General features: G+C 59.2%; 15 protein-coding genes. 1 reads left to right on the forward strand and 14 read right to left on the reverse strand.

The features are described 5' to 3' along the window. Positions 1 to 61: 61 nt before the first annotated feature. The 7 genes from astE to PMI37_RS03080 form a co-directional block, all read right to left on the reverse strand. Positions 62 to 1,072: a succinylglutamate desuccinylase gene (gene astE / locus PMI37_RS03050; protein ID WP_008077913.1), complete on the reverse strand. Its 1,011-nt coding sequence runs from the start codon at positions 1,070 to 1,072 to the stop codon at positions 62 to 64. A 12-nt stretch (positions 1,073 to 1,084) separates the two neighbouring features. After that, entirely contained in the window at positions 1,085 to 1,375 is a 291-nt protein-coding gene (locus tag PMI37_RS03055) for a hypothetical protein (protein WP_008077915.1), read from the reverse strand. A 57-nt stretch (positions 1,376 to 1,432) separates the two neighbouring features. After that, positions 1,433 to 2,779 (reverse strand): N-succinylarginine dihydrolase, encoded by a 1,347-nt coding sequence (gene astB / locus PMI37_RS03060; protein WP_008077917.1) that lies wholly within the window; start codon positions 2,777 to 2,779, stop codon positions 1,433 to 1,435. Positions 2,780 to 2,941: 162 nt separating this feature from the next. After that, the gene (gene astD / locus PMI37_RS03065) at positions 2,942 to 4,411 is read right to left on the reverse strand and encodes a succinylglutamate-semialdehyde dehydrogenase (protein ID WP_177323293.1); all 1,470 of its coding nucleotides are present in this window, start codon (positions 4,409 to 4,411) and stop codon (positions 2,942 to 2,944) included. Further along, positions 4,408 to 5,433, reverse strand: a complete 1,026-nt coding sequence (astA, locus tag PMI37_RS03070; protein WP_008077921.1) for an arginine N-succinyltransferase — start codon at positions 5,431 to 5,433, stop codon at positions 4,408 to 4,410. Before astA ends, astD begins: the two co-directional genes overlap by 4 nt. Before the next feature lie 51 nt (positions 5,434 to 5,484). Next, positions 5,485 to 6,504, reverse strand: coding sequence for an arginine/ornithine succinyltransferase subunit alpha (gene aruF, locus PMI37_RS03075; RefSeq protein ID WP_008077922.1), 1,020 nt, complete (start codon positions 6,502 to 6,504; stop codon positions 5,485 to 5,487). Between the two features lie 255 nt (positions 6,505 to 6,759). Next, on the reverse strand, positions 6,760 to 7,980 hold the full coding sequence (locus tag PMI37_RS03080) for an aspartate aminotransferase family protein (RefSeq protein WP_008077923.1): 1,221 nt from the start codon (positions 7,978 to 7,980) through the stop codon (positions 6,760 to 6,762). Between the two features lie 302 nt (positions 7,981 to 8,282). Here PMI37_RS03080 and PMI37_RS03085 point away from each other — a divergent pair, with 302 nt between their 5' ends. Next, a complete protein-coding gene (locus tag PMI37_RS03085) occupies positions 8,283 to 13,328 on the forward strand; it encodes a dermonecrotic toxin domain-containing protein (protein ID WP_008077924.1) in 5,046 nt (1,681 codons plus the stop codon). A gap of 24 nt (positions 13,329 to 13,352) precedes the next feature. Here PMI37_RS03085 and argR read toward each other — a convergent pair whose 3' ends face one another. The 7 genes from argR to PMI37_RS03120 all read right to left on the reverse strand — a co-directional run. Further along, entirely contained in the window at positions 13,353 to 14,333 is a 981-nt protein-coding gene (gene argR / locus PMI37_RS03090; RefSeq protein WP_008077925.1) for a transcriptional regulator ArgR, read from the reverse strand. Positions 14,334 to 14,602: 269 nt separating this feature from the next. Beyond that, entirely contained in the window at positions 14,603 to 15,367 is a 765-nt protein-coding gene (locus PMI37_RS03095; RefSeq protein WP_003227281.1) for an ABC transporter ATP-binding protein, read from the reverse strand. A gap of 27 nt (positions 15,368 to 15,394) precedes the next feature. Next, on the reverse strand, positions 15,395 to 16,507 hold the full coding sequence (locus PMI37_RS03100) for a M14 family metallopeptidase (protein WP_008077927.1): 1,113 nt from the start codon (positions 16,505 to 16,507) through the stop codon (positions 15,395 to 15,397). A gap of 1 nt (position 16,508) precedes the next feature. Next, positions 16,509 to 17,207, reverse strand: coding sequence for an ABC transporter permease (locus PMI37_RS03105; RefSeq protein ID WP_008077928.1), 699 nt, complete (start codon positions 17,205 to 17,207; stop codon positions 16,509 to 16,511). After that, complete coding sequence (locus PMI37_RS03110; RefSeq protein ID WP_007912702.1) at positions 17,204 to 17,893, reverse strand: ABC transporter permease; 690 nt, start codon at positions 17,891 to 17,893, stop codon at positions 17,204 to 17,206. Before PMI37_RS03110 ends, PMI37_RS03105 begins: the two co-directional genes overlap by 4 nt. A 91-nt stretch (positions 17,894 to 17,984) precedes the next feature. Next, positions 17,985 to 18,758, reverse strand: a complete 774-nt coding sequence (locus PMI37_RS03115; RefSeq protein ID WP_008077931.1) for an ABC transporter substrate-binding protein — start codon at positions 18,756 to 18,758, stop codon at positions 17,985 to 17,987. 813 nt (positions 18,759 to 19,571) lie between these two features. Beyond that, a partial coding sequence (locus PMI37_RS03120; RefSeq protein ID WP_008077932.1) for an AMP-binding enzyme occupies positions 19,572 to 20,366 on the reverse strand: 795 nt, incomplete at its 5' end.

Consider the following 20,366-nt stretch of genomic DNA (forward strand, 5'->3'; position numbering starts at 1 on the left):
CGGCAGCTCCTACAGGGTTTGGCCCGCGTACCAGAGTTTGTGGACCATCCCTGCAGTTAGGTCAGGCGAGGTTTTCGTCGGTGGCCGGGACGATCAGGATGCCCGCGCGCAAGCCGTTTTTGACCTTGGGATTAGGGAAGATGATTCGTGCGCCCTCTTCCTCAATGACCCAGCGGGTATTGGCCAGATCCTCGGCCAGCACATAGCCCATCTCCAACTCGGAAAAGTTTTCGACGTCCTGCGGCAGGTTCAAGCGAAACGCATCGCTGTGCTTGATGATTTCCCGCGCCACACTGAACAGCTGCAAACCGTCCAGATGCGCTTCAGCCATCTCTGGCTCAGTGCCTTCAATGATCTGCTGCAGGCGGGTTTCCAGCAGCGAGACGTTGACCCCGTCGTTCTGCCCGAACGGCCGCGCCTTGCCCAGTTCCAGGGTGAAAGCCTCGGCATTGAGCTTGTCGTAGGTATAGGAACTGAACACGATCGACGGTTTGTTCTGCAGCAGTACCGCTTCCATCCCGGCAGCCCGTAGACGCGCCAATTCCTGGCGCGAATGCTGGCGACCTTCCTTCCACGGATACAGCGCAAACTGTTCGATCTTCGAACCGCGAATCGCCGTGTGCAGGTCGTAGTGCAGGCGCTGGCGATCCGGCAGGCTGAAAAAACTCGCCGCCAACCGTTCCAGCTCACAAGCACGCAGCGCTTCCGAGCCGCTGCTTTGTTCATGACGGCCGTTGAACAGCCGATTGACGTCCTGCTCGATGAAACGCTCGCCTTTGCGAATCGCTTCCGGGTTGCCGAACAGGAACAGAATGCGTGCACGCGGCTTCAAATCGCCGCGAGCGATGTCGTGCAGCAGCCGATCAAGCAATTCGATCGGCGCTGTTTCGTTGCCGTGGATGCCTGCCGACAGCAGCAGGTCCAGGCCATTGTCGCGCGCTTGCGGTGGCCGGACTTCCAGCGCACCTTCGCTCAACCAGCGCATGCGCACGCCTTCGACAGTCAGTTGAGTCTTCTCCGCCGGTTCGCGGCCGGCGAGGGTCAGTTCAAGCAGTTTGCCGAGGGCGAGCATAGAGCGGTTTCCTTAGTGGTCGTGGTTGCAATCCGGGCCGTGCACGTGGTCTTCGTCGTCGCCAGCGTCAGCCGGTTCCATTTCCAGTTGCAGACTTACCAGATTAGTCGCCAATGGGCGCAGCAGCAGGTTGGCGTACTCGGCGTCACCTTCTTCAACGTCGACGCCGATCAGCAGTTGGCCACGGCCGTCCTGCTGGATCCACAGCTCTTTGCCTTGCCACATGACCGCAACGCGGGTGCAGGAAGTTTCCAGTTGCGTGCCGTCGGTGTCTTCAAGGATCAGCTGCAGGGAATCGCTCATGTTTTTACTCTCTTGGTAAGACAAGCCGCGCGCCGCGTTCGGGCGACGCGCCGGCCATCAATTGATCTGGAATGGATAAACCGCGCCCAGTTTAAGGATTTGCGTCAGTTCATCCAGTGCCGTCCGGCATTCAAGCAACAATTGCGGGTCCGCCAGATCGGTTTCGCTCAGGCGGTCGCGGTAGTGCTTTTCAACCCATGCGGTCAACGAACCGTACAACGGTGGCGTCATGATAACCCCTGGGTTGACCGCCGCCAGTTCGGTTTCGTTAAGCGCGACGCGCAGTCGCAGGCACGCCGGGCCACCGCCGTTCTGCATGCTTTGCTTGAGGTCGAAGACTTTCACTTCGCGAATCAGACCGCCGGAGCTGGTCAGGCTTTGCAGGTAAGTCCAGACGCGTTCGTTGGCCTGGCACTCTTGCGGCACGATCAGCAGCATCGAACCGTCAGGACGCGAGAGCAATTGGCTGTTGAACAGGTACGAACGCACCGCGTCATCCACGGTGACTGCCGAACGCGGCACACACACGGACTGGAAGTTGCCGCCGACTTTGGCCAGTTTGCTTTGCAGTTCGGCCAGCATCGACTCGGTGTCGAGGAACGCGTCCTCGTGATAGAACAAGACCTCGCCATTGCCCACGGCGATCACGTCGTTATGGAACACGCCCTGATCGATCACGTTCGGGTTCTGCTGGGCGTAAACCACGCCTTCGTCACGCAGACCGTGCAGACGCGCAACCGCTTGCGAGGCTTCGAGGGTCTGGCGTGCCGGGTACTTTTGCGGCGCCGGGAAACGGTTGTCGAACGCACTGCGACCGAACACAAAGAACTCAACGCCCGCCTCGCCATACTCACGGCAGAAACGTGCGTGGTTGGCCGCGCCTTCGTCACCGAACTGCGCCACTGCCGGCAACGCGGCGTGATGGGCGAAGTGTTGCTGATTGGCGAACATCGCGCCGAGTACGCGACTGGTAGTCGGGTGCTCGATGCTGCGGTGGTATTTGCAGTTGAGGTTGGCAGCGGTGAAATGCACGCGGCAATCAGCGGTGTCGGCACTCGGGCTGACCGTGGCGGCGTTGGCCACCCACATGCTCGACGCCGAGCAACTGGCGACCAACAGCGGCATGGCTTCTTTGGCGGCGCGCTCGATGACCTGAGCGTCGGTGCCGCTGAAACCCAGACGGCGCAGAGCGGCCACGTCCGGGCGCTCCTGTGGCGCCAGTACGCCTTGCTGAAAGCCCATTTCCATCAGCGCTTTCATCTTCGCCAGACCTTGCAGCGCCGCTTCCTTCGGATTCGAGGATTGCTGGCTGTTGCTCTGGGACGCAACGTTGCCGTAGGACAGACCACCGTAGTTATGGGTCGGCCCCACTAGACCGTCAAAATTGACTTCATAGGATTTCATCAGCGAGGCTCCACGAGAATCTGTTGTTATAGGCTTCAGTAACTATTCTTTGCGACCGAGGCGCGGCCATCGCTGGCAAGCCAGCTCCCACAGGGTCGGAGGCGTTCACACATTTTGTGTACGACGCGGTCATTGTGGGAGCTGGCTTGCCAGCGATTGGCATCACGCCATCTTCACGCCGGGTGTCAGGGCTGCTGGCAGAGTCAGGCTCGGGGTTTCCAGCGACGCCACCGGGTACGCGCAGTAATCCGCCGCGTAATAAGCACTGGCGCGATGGTTGCCCGAAGCCCCGACGCCACCAAACGGCGCGCTGCTCGCAGCACCGGTCAGCTGTTTGTTCCAGTTGACGATGCCGGCGCGGCTTTCCAGCCAGAACTGCTGATAACGCGCTTCGGAATCCGACAACAGACCAGCGGCCAGGCCATAAGCCGTGTCGTTCGCCTCAGCGATCGCCGCTTCGAAATCAACGTAGCGGATCACTTGCAGCAACGGGCCGAACAGTTCTTCGTCGGGACGCTCGGCAACCGCTGTCACATCAACGATGCCCGGCGTCAGCAACGCGGCTTGTGCTTGCGGCTGAGTCATTTCCAGCAACGACACCGCGCCGTTGGCCAGCAGATGTTCTTGAGCGTCCATCAGCGCTTTCGCCGCGCCGAGGGAAATCACCGAGCCCATGAACGGCGCCGGCTGTTGATCGAATGCGCCAACCTCAATGGTCGCGCTGACTTCAACCAGACGCCTCAATAGGCTGTCGCCCCACGCGCCTTGCGGCACCAGCAGGCGACGGGCACAGGTGCAACGCTGACCGGCAGATATGAATGCCGACTGAATAATCGTGTAAACCGCTGCATCCAGATCCGCGACCTGATCGACCACCAGCGGATTGTTACCACCCATCTCCAGCGCCAGAATCTTGTCCGGACGACCGGCAAATTGCTGGTGCAGATGATTGCCCGTACGGCTCGAACCGGTGAAGAACAGACCGTCGATGCCCGGGTTCGCCGCCAGCGCGATGCCGGTTTCGCGCGCGCCTTGCAGCAGGTTCAACACGCCTGCCGGCAGACCGGCTTCGATCCAGCACTTGACCGTCAACTCGGCGACTTTCGGTGTCAGTTCGCTTGGCTTGAACAGCACGCCGTTACCCGCCAGCAATGCCGGAACAATGTGGCCGTTCGGCAAGTGCCCAGGGAAATTGTAAGGGCCGAACACTGCAACCACGCCGTGCGGCTTGTGGCGCAGCACAGCAGTGGCGTCGCCCAACGGGCCGCTCTTCTCGCCGGTCCGCTCGCGGTAGCTCTGCACCGAAATCGCGATCTTGTTGACCATGCTGGTCACTTCGGTCGCCGATTCCCACAGCGGTTTGCCGGTCTCTTCACCGATGGTGCGAGCCAGTTCGTCAGCGTGATTTTTCAGCGCGGCGGCGAACGCCTCAAGCACAGCGATGCGCTCGTCCAGCGAACGACGTGCCCAATCCGGAAACGCCTGACGCGCAGCCTGCACAGCCGATTCAACCTGAGCAGCGGTGGCGCCCTCCCCCGACCACAGCACTTGCTGGGTCACCGGGTTCAGCGATTGAAACGCTTCGCCCTGACCGGCCAGCCACTCACCTGCGATGTATAGCGAATTCATTATTTCGACTCCCGTGCAGCGGACAACGCCACGGCGCGCACTTGATCGCCAGCGTTGAGTTGAAGACGTTTGGCGGTCTGCGGATCGACCACCAAAGTACCGGCAGCGAGACGCGCCGGCGCAGCGGTGATGCGGCAGTCTTCGCGCTTGCGGTTATGGATGATGAACGGCGTAGCGTCGTCGCCCGGCGTACCCACAGCCAATACCAGCGCTTCACTGTCACGCACCGCGCGGATCTTGCCGGTTTCGCATTCGATGGCCGGACCTGCGTCGAAGATGTCGACGTAACCCTGATAGCTGAAACCTTCGCCCTTGAGCATCGCCAAGGCCGGCTCGGTGTCCGGATGCACCTGACCGATGACGCTACGCGCGCCTTCGGACAGGAAGCAGGTGTACAGCGGGAATTTCGGCATCAGCTCAGCGATGAACGCCTTGTTGCCCACGCCTGTCAGGTAATCGGCCTGGCTGAACTCCATCTTGAAGAAGTGACGACCGAGGCTTTCCCAGAACGGCGAACGACCGGCGTCATCGGAGACACCGCGCATTTCGGCAATGATCTTGTTGCCGAACAGTTCAGGGAATTCAGCGATGAACAGCATCCGCGCCTTCGACAGCATGCGGCCGTTCAGACCGCTGCGGTAATCGGCGTGCAGGAACAACGAGCACAGCTCGGAATTACCGGTCAGGTCGTTGGCCAGAAACAGCGTCGGAATCTCGCGATAAATGTTCAGCTCTTGCGAAGCGCTGACAGTCAGGCCGACACGGAAGTTGTACCAAGGCTCACGCATGCCGACAGCGCCAGCAATGGCGGAAATCCCCACCACGCGGCCGTCGTCGTCTTCGAGCACGAACAGGTAGTCCGCATCGCCACGGCCGGCTTCGCCGCGAAAGGTCTTCTCGGCCCAGCCGACCCGATGGGCCAGACGTTCTTCGTTGGCCGGCAAAGTAGTCAGGCCGGTGCCGGTGCTACGGGCCAGGTCGATCAGAGCGGCTAAATCGCTGCTGCGTACGGGACGAACAATCATGCTATCTCCTCAAACGGGCCGCCTTCGCCACCCGTGAAACTCGCTAAGGCGTTAAACCGCCACCAGGCGCACGCTGGCACCTTCACCGACGCCCAAGGCTTCGGCCGCTTCCAGATCCAGAGTCACCGGTTTGCCCGGCGCGTAATCCAGTTCCAGCAGCACCGCGCGGTAATCCTGCAACTGCGCGTTCGCCACCAGATACTGGCGCCCGGCACCTTTAACCGGCTCGCCGATCTTCACTGGCACCACACGGCTCTGGGCGATCGAACGGATCCCCGAAACACGCGCATGCAGGGTCGGGCCACCGTCGAAAATGTCGATGTAGTGATCGGTCTCGAAGCCTTCGCGCATCAGGATGTCGAAGGTGATCTGCGCACGCGGGTGCACCTGGCCCATCGCCTCTTGGGCGGAGTCCGGCAGCAGCGGCACGTAGATCGGGTAATGCGGCATCAGCTCGGCGAGGAAAGTGCGGCTTTTCAGCCCGCACAGACGCTCGGCAGCGGCGTAATTGAGGTCGAAGAAATTGCGACCGATCGCATCCCAGAATGGCGAGTCGCCATTCTCGTCGCTGTAACCAACGATCTCGGTCACCACCGAGTCAGCGAAACGCTCGGGATGGCTGGCGACGAACAGCAGACGACCACGGGAGTTAAGCTCGGACCATGGTGAACCGACCAGCTCGCGCTGCACGTAGAAACTGGTCAGCAAGCTGTTGCCGGTCAGGTCGTGGCACTGCGAGAGTACGTGAATTTTGTTGTGGATCTTCAACTCGCGCGAAGCGTGCACGAAGGTCTCGTTACGGAAGCTGTAGAACGGCTCTGAGTAACCGGCGGACGCGACAATCGCCGAGCAACCGACCAGTTTGCCGGTGGTGGATTCTTCGAGTACGAAGAAATAGCTCTCTTCACCGTTGAAGCTCACTTCGGCGGAGAACGACGCTTCGCTCGCGGCGATCTTGTCGCTCAGACGTTCCACGTCATCCGGCAAGGAAGTGACACCAATCGGGCTGTCCGCAGCCAGACGCTGTACCTCGCCCAGATCAGCCATTTGCGCGGGGCGCATCACCAGCATGGTGTCACTCCTTTTCTCTTATCAATTCACAGAAGAAAAAATACCGAACATTGTGGGATCGGCTCTTTGTGGCGAGGGGATTTAGCGAAACGTCGCACCGCCCCGATGGGCTGCGCAGCGGCCCCAGATTTTGGGGGTGCTTCGCGCCCCGTCGGGGATAAATCCCCTCACCACAAAGGCTGACTCCGACAGTTGAATCTGCCCGATATCAAAAATTGGGTTCGGCGCCCAAGTACTCAGGCGCCGAAGGGTCTATCAAGCTTGCGTCAGTGCTGCAGCAGCGCGCTCGAAACGATCCAGACCGGCATCGATATCGGCGTCTTCCACCACCAGGCTCGGGGCGAAACGGATCACGTCCGGGCCGGCTTGCAGAATCATCAGGCCTTCTTTTTCAGCGGCGTTGAAGATGTCTTTGGCCTTGCCTTTCCAGGCATCGCTCAGCACACAACCGATCAGCAGACCGAGGCCACGCACCTGAGTGAACAGGCCATATTTCTCGCCGATCTGCTCAAGGCGCGCCTTGAACTTGTCATGCTTGGCGTTTACGCCGTTCAACACTTCAGGCGTGTTGATCACATCGATCACCGCTTCCGCGACCGCGCATGCCAGCGGGTTGCCGCCGTAAGTGGTGCCGTGGGTGCCGACAACCAGGTGTTTGGCCAGCGCTTCGGTGGTCAGCATCGCCGCGATCGGGAAACCGCCGCCCAGGCTCTTGGCGCTGGTGAGGATGTCCGGAGTCACGCCGTAATGCTGGTAGGCGAACAGCTTGCCGCTGCGGCCCATGCCGGTTTGCACTTCGTCGAACACCAGCAGCGCGTTGTTCGCGTCGCACAGTTCGCGGGCACCTTGCAGGTACGCCAATTCGGCTGGCAGCACGCCGCCCTCACCCTGGATCGGTTCCAGCACGACCGCACAGGTCTTGTCGGAAACCGCCGCTTTCAGCGCGGCCAGATCGTTATAAGGAACGTGGGTGATGCCGGTGATTTTCGGGCCGAAACCGTCAGAGTACTTCGACTGGCCACCGACGTTAACGGTGAACAACGTACGGCCGTGGAAGCTGTTCAGCGCGGCAATGATTTCGTACTTCTCAGTGCCGAAACGGTCGAATGCAACACGACGGGCCAGCTTGAAAGCGGCCTCGTTGGCTTCAGCGCCGGAGTTGCAGAAGAACACGCGCTCGGCGAACGTGGCGTCGATCAGCTTGTGCGCCAGGCGCAGGGCTGGCTCGTTGGTGAACACGTTGGACACGTGCCACAACTTGTTCGCTTGCTCGGTCAATGCACCGACCAGCGCCGGGTGCGCGTGGCCCAATACGTTAACGGCAATCCCGCCGGCGAAGTCGATCAGCTCGCGGCCGGCCTGATCCCAGACACGGGAACCGGCGCCACGCACCGGAATGAAAGCGGCAGGCGCGTAGTTGGGAACCATTACCTGGTCGAAATCGGCGCGTTGTACCGCAGCGTGCTCAACGGACATCGGAGTCTCCTGATGAGAAGCACTCGCCTGAAACTGGCGAGCTTGGTGAGGATTGTAAGGACAGTTTTCAGCCCGGCCTTGCCGCCAAGCGACAACTTCTTATAGCGCAAACCCCGGATTTTCCCGGGTTTACGGCAATGCGACATATAGCGTCGCAAAGGCGCAGTTTAAACTGCCCAAGGGGATCTGCGGTGGCTCGACGGTAATTGATCGAGGAATTCAATGTGCGGTAACTATGTACCGCACATGACAAATATTTTTCTGCTTTGCTGGGCGCTCTCCGCACGCTAATGGATGAGCGCATGAACCTGCCACAACCGCTGCAACCTGCCGCCCGCCTCGATACTTTCTATACCGAGCACAACGACACGCATTTTCTGCCGTTACACCAAGCCGCGCCTGATTGGCTGGCGAACGCTTCGGCGTTTCGACGTCATGCCCTGCGACGCGCAATCCCCCGTCATGAGCCCCTGCTGGCGGCTTCCGCACGTCAGCACCACGCCCGGTTAGGTGTGCTGAATGCCCAGCACTGGGCGGCACAGAACCAGGTGGATCGCCTGCTGGCCAACCTCAAGGACGTCGAAGCCTTCGCTGCGCCGTTACTGGCAGCGGCGATCAAGGATCAATGCGGCCTGATACTCGACGTCAAAAGCACGTTCGTGCGCCTCTACATTCCAGTCACGAACCCTTGGTTTGGCTTCTCTACCGGCGCCAGCCGAATCTGGACGCTGTCCGTGCTAGACGCCGCACTGCGCAACTTCGAAAGCCATGAAACCGAAACGGATGCTTTTGACTCCGATTCCTGCTTCATCACCCAGCCAGACGATCGCGAACAATTTGAAATCCTCGCGGATATCAGCCAGGCACTGTCGATAAACACCTTCATCAAACTGTGCCGAAGCCTCGATCTCGGTGCGCAATACCAACAACATCTGCAACAACATCTAGGCATCGAGCAGCCCAATCTGGCGGCCACGCTGCGCTTGCATGTCGAAGTCAGCCAAAAGGCTGCACTGAAATCGGCGCTGATCTACGCCCGAATGAACAACGACATACAGGAAGATCTGTATCGCCTCATTGGTGGTTTGATCGACGGCCTGCAAGGCATGCGGCTGGATGGCGAAACAGTGCGCGGTCACAGCCTGTCGCTGCTGTCTTCGCAACTGCACGGCATCATTGTGTTTGCGCCGGATCTGCACACCAGCGAACGCGTCACCCGGCTGGTTGCTTATGTGCCGAACGACCCCGAACACCCGATCAAGGAATACACCTCCAGCGCTGCATTCGCCGCCGAACTGACGCGCCAGTTGCGCCAAAACGACTACCAGCATTTTTTCAGTCAATTCATTGCTCACAGCGAGCGCGGTCGCTTCTTCTCCACGCTCAAAGCACGCCTCACGCACATTGAGTATTTCGCGCACCAACCGGGTGATCCACGACCCGCCTGGCGCGAAGTCACGGTGGAAAAACCCGACCTGCAATTCCGCGCCGACGTCATTCATTCATTGCTATGGCAATACCAATTCGAGAATGCGTTGAACAAGATACTCAACGACGGACAAAGCCTAGCCGTGCCCACAGCATTGGTGGATCAGCAGGCACGCTGGGCTTTCTGGGACTCGCTGATGAGCATCGCTACAACGTTACTGACCGTCGCTGCGTTCGTGGCCACGCCGTTCGTGCCGTTTCTGGGTGAACTGATGCTCGGCTACATGGCTTATCAGTTCCTTGACGAGACCTTCGAAGGCATTGTCGAGTGGGCACAGGGGCAGCGCACCGAAGCCTTTCTGCATCTGATGGATGCGCTGGAATCGATCGTGCAATTCGGCATATTCGCCGCCGGCGGCATGCTGGTCGCCGGCGAGTTTCGCAACCTGCTGCCGCCGCATGTCGTGCGCTTCATTGACCGCTTCAAACCCGTCACCGCGCCGAACGGAAAAACACTCTACTGGAAACCCGATCTAGCCCCCTACGAGCAAGGTATTTCGCTGACCAAAGACTCCCTGCCGGATCAACACGGCTTGCATCAGATCGATGGAAAACTGCTGCTGCCACTGGACGGCAAAGTGTTTGCGGTGAGATCCGATCCGGGCGCCAGAGGTTTTCGTATCGACCACCCGACACGCGCCGATGCTTACCCGCCGATGCTTGAACACTTCCACACCGGCACCTGGCAAACCGAGCTTGATCGCCCGCTCACCTGGTCCAGCGACAAACTGCTGCGACGCATTGGCCACACGGTCGACAGCCTGTCACCCAGCGAACTGGAGCAGGCGCTCGCCAGCAGCGGCTATCACGAAGATGTCCTGCGCAAATTTCACGCGCAACACGAGCCGCTTCCGCCACTGCTTGAGGACACCCTCAAGCGCTTCACCCTCGACAAGCAGATCCGCAATTTCATCGATCAGATGAACAGCCCTCACGCAGCAGAATTTGCACAAGCCGAGCCAATCACTCAACTGCAATTGCTCACTGAACATTGCCCGTGGCCGGAAACTAAAAGCCTGCGCTTGCTTGATCTGCAGGGCAAGACGCTATGGGAAAGCAGCCGCCCGCAATTGCCAGCGATTGAACTGAGCCATTCCCCGTCAGGATCAAGTGATTTGCTCGCCAATCTACTGGCGAAACTCGACGAGGGCGAACTCAAGATACTTCTCAGAGAGGAGCCCGGTCTTCCTCCCAGAGGGCTTACGCTGCGAGCTCAGGCGTTGAGAAAAACCCTGGCGAACATCGCCGCCGAACGCCGAAACATCCTGTTCGAAGCACGTTATCGAGCGGCTGAACACATCACCGACGCAGCGGCGCACAAGCTCATCGACACAACGCCCGGCCTGCCCACCAGCGTCGCCCGGGAAATACTGCGCACGGCAACGGGCAAAGAGCGTCAGCAACTGAAACAGATGTCGGTTCCCAAGCGCCTCGTGCAACTGGCTCGCTGGGCCTTGGAGGACGTTCGCGCTGCTCGCGCTTTTGAGGGTTTGTATCTGGAATCAATCAACCCGCTGGACACCCAGCGCCTGTCCTTGCATTCAATGGAACGTCTGCATGGCTGGCCGAAAAATTTGCGCATCGACGTTCGCGACTACGGCATTCACGGCACGCTGCGCGACAGCATTGGCCCGACCGATACCACTCTCCACAAAACCATGGTGTTGCTCGAAGACGGTCAGTACCAGGCTTTCGACGAACAGGATCAACCGTTGTCGGCGGCCCTTGATTTCTACAATGCTGCATTGCAAGCCTTGCCAGACCACGCGCGCGATGCGCTGGGCATCCACATCGGAGCAGGTGCAAAACTCAAGCAAGCAATCCGTGATCACGCCCTGCCCCGCGATGAGCTGAAAAATATCCTGCTGCCGCATCGCGAACTAAAGCCCCTCTATGACCCGCAAATCATGCGCTTGCCGGGAGGAAACGGCACCTACCGACGATTCAATCCAATCGCACCGCCCTTGGAACAACTGGCGATGACGCTCAACCCAGCGTTCACATTCGAGCAGTTGCAGGCGTTCATGCAAAGACTGGCCATACACCCCGCCGGGCCACTCGCCGAGTTGTCGCGCCTGACTGCCGAACTCGCGAAACTGCGTGTCGACCTGCACACCTGGACCGCGCAAACACCGACGCAACATCCCTTGACCGGTATGCGCTTCGACGCAGAAGCCTTTGTCGGGGCGAAAAATGATCGTCGGGTATTCAAGGAAACGCTGCTGAGTTGCTGGCTCGAACGCACAACGTTCAACGAGGCCGATCCTCACGCGCGAACATCGCTGATTTTTGCCCACCCCGTCATCGGCGAGTTTCCAGCACTCACCGCAGACTTCAGCCATGTCACCCATCTTTCGCTGGAAGGTAGCAATGCCGCTCAAGGCACTGACGCTTTCCTGCACCTGTTTCCCAGACTGCAGCATCTGGAAATCCGCAGCTTCAATCTCGCACGACTGCCCCAAGCCCTCGACGCCATGCCACATCTGCACCAACTGATCCTTGCTGAATGCGGCATCAACCTCGATGACGTCGCGGTAGAGAGGCTGAATAAACTCACCTCGCTCGGCGCATTGGATCTTTACGGCAATCCCCTGGGACGCACACCCGATATCACAGCCATGACCGAACTGACCTACATCGACCTGGCCGATACCAGCATCAGCCAGCTGCCGAACGGGTTGCTGAACCATCCGCGGCTGAGCACCGGCATTTTCAGCAACAACCAGATCAGCGAAATACCGCCGGAGTTTTTCCATTACCCGCCGGAAACCACCTCCGGTTTCGAATTTGCCCACAACCCTGTTTCACGCGCTACACGTGACCGGATCAGAGCGCACTTTCATCAGCATGGACAGACCCTGGGAGTGCTCAGCGAGCCGGTCGACATCGCTCGAACAAGACAGATTTACTCGCTGTTCAATGTCAAAGAAGCCAGTCAGTTTTTCTACCGCTTACCCGGCCTTACGGAGGACGCCCGACTTGAACTGACCCGACTGGAAAACGAATACTCGACGCTGCAAAGCGACTTGGCTGCATGGACTGGCAACATCCCCGACATCAACCCGTTCACGCACAGCCCTTTCACCGCCCAGGAACTGGCAGAAGAACAGTCTGCACGGGATGAATTCAAGACGCTGGTCGAGGAATGCTGGCGCAGGGAAAGCGAGTTCGACGAACTCGGTGAACAGGGCGAAACGCTGTACGAGCTCAATTTGCCGACCACCATCATCGGCGATTTACCCCTATTGACGGCGGACTTCAGTCACGTATCGACCTTGACGCTGCTCAGCGAAGACGGTGCGACAACAGGCGCCAATCAATTCCTCAACCATTTCCCCAAGCTCAGAACGCTGAACATCCGCGAGTTCTCACTCGGCGACATTCCCCAGGCAATCTTCAAAATGGGTGATCTGACCGCGCTGTACCTGACTGAATGCAACATCAGTCTAAACGCACACGACGTCGCGGCTTTGGGCGAAATGGTCAATCTGGAATTGCTCGATTTGAGCTACAACCCCTTGGGGCTGGCACCGGACTTGCGGCAACTGACCTTGCTTACGGATCTGATACTCAACAACGCCGGCATCAGTGAACTCCCCGATGGCCTGTTCCAGCTCAAGGATTTGCTCAAGGCTGATTTAAGTGAAAACCACATCAGCGCAATGCCCAGCGATATTCTCGAACTCCCCGGAGAGATCGCTGAGGCGATCAATTTACGCGGCAACCCGTTCGACGCGCAGAGCCAGTTCATCCTTCGCGCCTACTTCAACAAGCACGGCATGGACTTTGGCATCGAAAGCACGATCAACGAGGCAGAGATGGAGGTTTCATCGTCCGATGGATCGGAAGTCGACGAGTAGGTTTCGCCGACTGAAGCGCGGCGATCACCCGCGCTCTGACGGCACCGACGACAATTCAAACGGGCTGCTGCTGCGTCGCTGGTTGCGATCTTCCCGCGGCGTGGCGCCGAAGAAATTGCGATAGGCGCTGGAGAAATGCGGCCCCGAGGAGAAGCCACACGACAGGCCGATCTGGATGATCGACTTGCTGGTTTGCATCAACATCTGCCGGGCCTTGTTCAGGCGCAGTTCCAGGTAGTACTGGCTCGGCACACGGTTGAGGTATTGCTTGAAGATGCGCTCCAACTGTCGACGGGACACGCACACATGCTGGGCGATTTCGTCGGTGGTCAGCGGCTCTTCGATGTTGGCTTCCATCAGCAACACCGCCTGGGTGAGCTTCGGATGGCTGGAGCCGAGACGGTTCTGCAACGGGATGCGCTGGCGCTCGCCACCCTCGCGGATGCGCTCGACCACCAGTTCTTCGGAAACGGCGCCGGCCAGTTCCGCACCGTGATCACGAGCCAGCACGGCCAGCAACAGATCAAGCACAGACATGCCGCCGCACGCGGTCAGGCGATCGCGATCCCAGTCGAACAGGTGACTGGTGGCGATGACTTTCGGGAAGCGTTCAGCGAAATCGTCCTGCCAGCGCCAGTGCACGGCAGCGCGATAACCGTCGAGCAAACCGAGTTGCGCCAACGGATAAACACCAGCGGACAGACCGCCGATGACCGTACCGGCACGCACCAATTGCTTGAGCGCACTGCTGAGCGCCGGGGCCAGCGTGGTCGGCGGCTCATCGGCGAGCAGGAACAGTTTCTGGAAGTTTTCGAGCTTGCCGGTCCACGCTTCACCGGGCAATTGCCAGGCGCCTTCGGCCGGAGGTTCTGCTTGCAGGAACGATAGTTCGTAAACCACGTCCGGGTGCACCCGCTGAGCAACACGCAAGGCTTCCTCCGCCAGCGCCAGCGTCAACGCTTTAGTGCTGGGCCAAATCAGGAAACCAATTCGATGGGCAGTCATGGGCGGGCAATCCGAAGCGAAGAACAGTGATGAAGGCATGGGCCAATGCTAGCCCGTAAATGAACACAAATCTTGAGCCTGACGCAGATCCACCATCGGAATGAAATGCCTTTCCCATGTAGGAGCTGACGAGTGAAACGAGGCTGCGATCTTTTGACCCTCAAAAACAGATCAAAAGATCGCAGCCTTCGGCAGCTCCTACAGTGGATTGGAGCCAGCCTTCAGGTTGCGAAGCATGCACTATTCCGGTGCATACCGGCAGCCCTGAATTACTTGAGACTGCCCGAGAGGAATTGTTGCAAACGTTCCGATTGCGGATTCACCAGCACTTCGCGCGGGTTGCCGCTTTCTTCCACCACACCTTTGTGCAGGAACACCAACTGGTTCGACACTTCACGGGCAAAGCCCATTTCGTGGGTCACCACAACCATGGTGCGACCTTCCTGAGCCAGCGCTTGCATGACTTTCAGCACGTCACCAACCAATTCAGGGTCAAGCGCCGAGGTCGGTTCGTCGAACAGCATCACCTCAGGCTCCATCGCCAGCGCACGGGCAATCGCCACACGCTGCTGTTCGCCACCGGACATGTGCCCAGGGAAGGCGTCTTTACGATGGGCCACGCCGACCTTGTTCAGGTAGTGCTCGGCTTTCTCACGGGCTTCGGCCTTAGACACGCCGAGGACGTGGACCGGCGCTTCCATGATGTTTTCCAGCGCAGTCATGTGCGACCACAGGTTGAAATGCTGGAACACCATCGACAGGCGCGAACGCATGCGTTGCAGCTGCTTCGGATCAGCAGCTTTCAGCGCGCCGTCCTTGTTCGCCACCAGTTTCAGCTCTTCGTTGTTGAGCAGAATCTTGCCCGCGTGCGGCTGCTCAAGCAGGTTGATACAGCGCAGGAAAGTACTTTTGCCGGAGCCACTGGAGCCGATGATGCTGATCACATCGCCAGCTGCCGCTTTCAGGGACACGCCCTTGAGCACTTCGTGACTGCCATAGCGTTTATGCAGGTCTTGGACTTCAAGTTTGTACATGCGGTCGGTTCTCACAAAAACAGTCAGTCAGTCGTTGAGCAAGCGCCCGTGACGCAGCGCTTCGCGCCCCGCCACCTTGGCCAGCCAGAAACCGGGTTGGGCATAACGCAGCCGTTCAATGGCAAACAGCACCCCGGAGGTACCAGCACACACCGTGCTGACCCGATCGGACACAGGATCAATCACTTCAAAAATCTCGTCGCCCGCCTCGACCCATTCGCCGGGCTTGCGCAAGAAACTCACCACGCCAGGGTGCGGCGCGAGCAGTAACTCGGTGCCTTCGAACGGCATGCCTTCACAGGCTTCGTGCGCAGGATTCGGCCACTCGCCGGTAATCAAACCTTGCTCGGCGAGGAACGCCAGAATGCCTTCAGCATACGCCTCCGCTTCGGCGCGACCGGTATCGGCCTGACCGCCCAGCTCAATGGTTGTCGCCAGACACGCCAGCGGAATCTGCGCATCGGGGAACTGCCGCGACAGACGCAACCATGGCAACGAACAGGCTTCATCGAACGAGCTGCCACCGGAATCTTCCGCCAGCAATCCGACCTTCACATTCAGGTGCGCGGCCAACGAACGCCACTGCGGCCAATGCTGCGGCAGCGCGTACATGTGCAGCGCGGCTTCGGCATCACAATGCAGATCGAGCACCACATCGGCGCTGCAGGCATGGCTGAGCAATACGCGCTGCATGCCTTGCAACTGGCTGCTCGCCTCCGGCAATGCGGCCAGATGATCGGCCATCGCCTGACGAATCAGGCGCACATTGGCGTGCGGATCATCACCGAGGCTTTCAGCCAAAGCCGCCGCAACCGGCGCGCTCAGCTCAACGAAATCACGGTTGAAATTCTTGCCGCTGCCCGCCTCGAAACGGCCTTGGTGATTGCCTTGCAGCAACTGCCCGAGACCCAACGGGTTGGCGACCGGCACCAGTTCGATGACCCCGTTGAGCAAGCCTTTGGCTTCGAGTTCGCCGAGGCGCTTTTTCAGTTCCCAGGCGGTGCGCATGCCCGGCAATTCATCAGCGTGCAGGCTGGCCTGAATGTAAGCCTTGCGCTCGCCATGCCCGAAGCGAAACACCGAAATCTTGCGCTCGCAGCCCAGATGGCTCCACGGCAATACGTGGTCGATGCGTTCCATATCAGTGCTTCCGCGGCGCGAGGTAGCTCAACCAGCGACGCTCGGCCAACTTGAACAGCTTGACCAGAATGAACGTCAGGCAGAGGTAGAAAACGCCAGCGGTGATGTACGCCTCGAACGGCAGATAGTACTGCGCGTTGACGGTACGGGCCGCGCCGGTGATGTCGATCAAGGTCACGATGGACGCCAGACTGGTGGTCTGCAGCATCATGATCACTTCGTTGCTGTACTGCGGCAGTGCCCGGCGCAGGGCCGATGGCAACAGAATGCGTTTGTACAGTTTGAAGCGCGACATGCCCATGGCTTTCGCCGCTTCGATCTCACCGTTCGGCGTGGCCTTGAGGCTGCCGGCAATGATCTCAGCGGTGTAAGCGCTGGTGTTGACCGCAAAGGCCAGGCACGCGCAGAACGTTGCGCTGGACAGCCATGGCCACAAGAAACTTTCGCGTACCGCTTCAAACTGGGCCAGACCGTAGTAGATCAGAAACAGTTGCACCAGCATCGGCGTGCCACGGATCACGTAGGTGTACAGCCACGCGGCGCCGTTGACGACCGGGTTCTTCGAGACGCGCATCAGCCCCAGCGGCAGGGCCGCGAGCAAACCGAAAAACAGCGACAGCGCGAGCAGTTTGAGGGTGGTCAGCAGGCCGCCGAGGTACAGCGGCAGGGCCTCCCAAATGACGTTGTAGTCGAAGATCATAGATCAGCCGCCCTTACGCCTACCGAGTAGCGCTTCTCAAGTTGACGCAGGATCAGCAACGAAACACTGGTAATCACCAGGTACATCGCCGCCACTGCGAGGAAGAAGGTGAATGGCTCGCGGGTGGCATCTGCCGCCTGCTTGGCCTTGAACATCATGTCTTGCAGACCGACCACGGAAATCAGCGCGGTGGCCTTGGTCAGTACCAGCCAGTTGTTGGTGAAGCCCGGAATCGCCAGGCGAATCATCTGCGGCACCATCACCCGGAAGAACACCTGAAAACTGCTCATGCCGTACGCCATGCCCGCTTCGGCCTGGCCCTTCGGAATCGCCATGAACGCGCCACGGAAGGTTTCCGACAGGTACGCACCGAAGATGAAACCGAGAGTGCCGATGCCGGCGGCCAGCGGGTTCAGGTCGATGTAGTCGTCATAGCCGAGCATCGGTGCCACGCGGTTGAGCAAGTCCTGACCGCCGTAGAAAATCAGCAGGATCAGCACCAGATCGGGAATCCCGCGGATCACCGTGGAATACAGATCGCCCAGCCAGGCCAGCCAGCGCACCGGCGACAGGCGCAACGCGACACCGATCAGCCCGAGAACGATGGCCAGAGCCATGGACGACAAGGCGAGCTGAAGCGTCAGCCATGCGCCATCGAGGATGACAGCCCCGTAGCCTTTCAACATGATTCAGGTCCTCGAAAGTTGGGATGAAAAAATGGCGCAAACCGCAGAGATCCTGTTGCTTGCGCCATTTCGGACTTGTCGCAGAGACGTATTACTTGCCGTAGATATCGAAGGCGAAGTACTTGTCCTGGATTGCTTTGTATTTGCCGTTTTCGCGGATGGCCGCGATGGCAGCGTTGATCTTGTCTTTCAGGGCGTCGCCCTTGCGCACTGCGATGCCTACGCCGTCGCCGAAGTATTTGACGTCGGTGAACGCAGGACCGACGAACGCGAAGCCTTTACCGGCGTCGGTTTTCAGGAAACCGTCGTCCAGCAGGGTTGCGTCAGCCACGGTACCGTCGAGGCGACCGGCAGCCACGTCGAGGTAGATTTCGTTCTGCGAGCCGTACGGCTTGATCTCTGCACCCAGTGGTGCCAGCACTTCGCGGGCGAAACGCTCGTGGATCGAACCACGTTGTACGCCAATGTTCTTGCCCTTCAGCTCAGCCAGACCTTCGCTGACCTGAGTACCGGCCTTCATGACCAGACGTGCCGGGGTGTTGTAGTACTTGTTGGTGAAGTCGACCGACTTCTTGCGATCTTCAGTGATCGACATCGACGACAGGATGGCGTCGATCTTGCGCACTTTCAGTGCCGGGATCAGACCGTCGAACTCTTGCTCGACCCACACGCACTTGACCTGCATCTGCTCGCACAGAGCGTTGCCGATGTCGTAGTCGAAACCAACGATGCTGCCGTCCGGTGCTTTCGAAGCGAACGGAGGGTAAGCCGCTTCGATACCGATTTTCAGAGGTTTTTCGTCAGCGAAGGCATTCAGCGACAGCACGGACAGTGCCAGGGCGCCAAGCAGCACAAGTTTCTTCATCTTGGGACTCCATCGGTAAAGGGCAAAAACGGCAGAGTGAGCGACAGCCCAATATGCGAATGGGTGAATCGGGAAATCGGTTGCTGCATCGGTGAGAAATTTCCCGTTGAAACCTGGGGAGGTTTCAACATCAGCCACGATGAGCGAGTGATCGGCATTCTAACGACAGGCCGGAAGCCGATATTTCTTCAATGCGACAACTAATTACAGATGCACAGAGAAAGCGACTTTGGCACATTGACAGCCCCGCAATTTCATGCAAGAGCGAAAGACAGTGAACCGATCTATGCTGCAAATTGCGGGCCTATTATTCGCAAACCCTTCTAATCCGGCAAGCGCAGCGTTGTGTCTTATTTTTCACTGGTGGTTTGGAGGCTCTAAAACGGGGCGATGCGTTTCCCAATGCCCCGCTCCGGGGCGGGCGGTTACACATTCGGTTACGTGGAAGGCGGCGGGTAACAGTGGGAAAGGTCTGACGGCACAGGTCGATAATTATTGGTTGGGTGGTCTTGTGTTCCGACAGTGGACTACACAGTTGCCTGACAGATTGCTATCGCTGGCAAGCCAGCTCCCACAGGGATATGCGGCGAAGCTGAAATTTCCGCCACATCACAAAAACTGTGGGAGCTAGCCTGCTGGCGATGAGGCCAGCCCTATCAACCCAAATCCGCGCAGGACCACAAACTGCCAACACACCACAAAACCTGTGGGAGCTGGCTTGCCAGCGATGAGGCCGGTCCGATCACCCCAAAACCTCCAGACACAAAAAAGCCCCGCCCGGTATCACCGGACAGGGCTTCTGTGGATCATTACTTAAGCAACATTCATCGTCTTGTGCGTATCAATCAAATGCTGCACCACACCCGGATCCGCCAGCGTCGAAATATCCCCCAACCCGTCGTATTCCGCCGTGGCAATCTTGCGCAGAATGCGGCGCATGATCTTGCCCGAACGCGTCTTCGGCAGCCCCGGCGCCCACTGGATCACATCCGGCGAAGCAATCGGCCCGATCTCCTTACGCACCCAGTTCTTCAGCTCCAGACGCAATTGCTCGGTCGGCTCCTCGCCATTCTTCAACGTGACATAGACATAAATGCCCTGCCCCTTGATGTCATGCGGCACACCCACCACCGCCGCCTCAGCGACTTTCGGATGCGCAACCATCGCGCTCTCGATCTCGGCCGTGCCCATACGGTGGCCGGACACGTTGAGCACGTCATCGACACGCCCGGTGATCCAGTAATAACCATCGGCATCACGGCGCGCGCCGTCACCGGTGAAGTACATGCCACGGAAAGTCTTGAAGTAGGTATCAACGAAACGATCGTGATCGCCATACAGCGTGCGCGCCTGACCTGGCCACGAATCGAGAATCACCAGATTGCCTTCAGCCTCGCCCTCAATAATGTTACCGAGGTTGTCGACCAGCGCCGGCACCACACCGAAGAACGGACGCGCCGCCGAACCCGGCTTCAGCGCATGCGCACCCGGCAGCGGACTCATCATGTTGCCGCCAGTCTCGGTCTGCCACCAGGTATCAACGATCGGGCAACGCGACTTGCCGACATTCTTGTAGTACCAATCCCAGGCTTCCGGGTTGATCGGCTC

Source organism: Pseudomonas sp. GM80 (genome assembly GCF_000282515.1).
In the GTDB taxonomy this organism is placed as follows: Bacteria; Pseudomonadota; Gammaproteobacteria; order Pseudomonadales; family Pseudomonadaceae; genus Aquipseudomonas.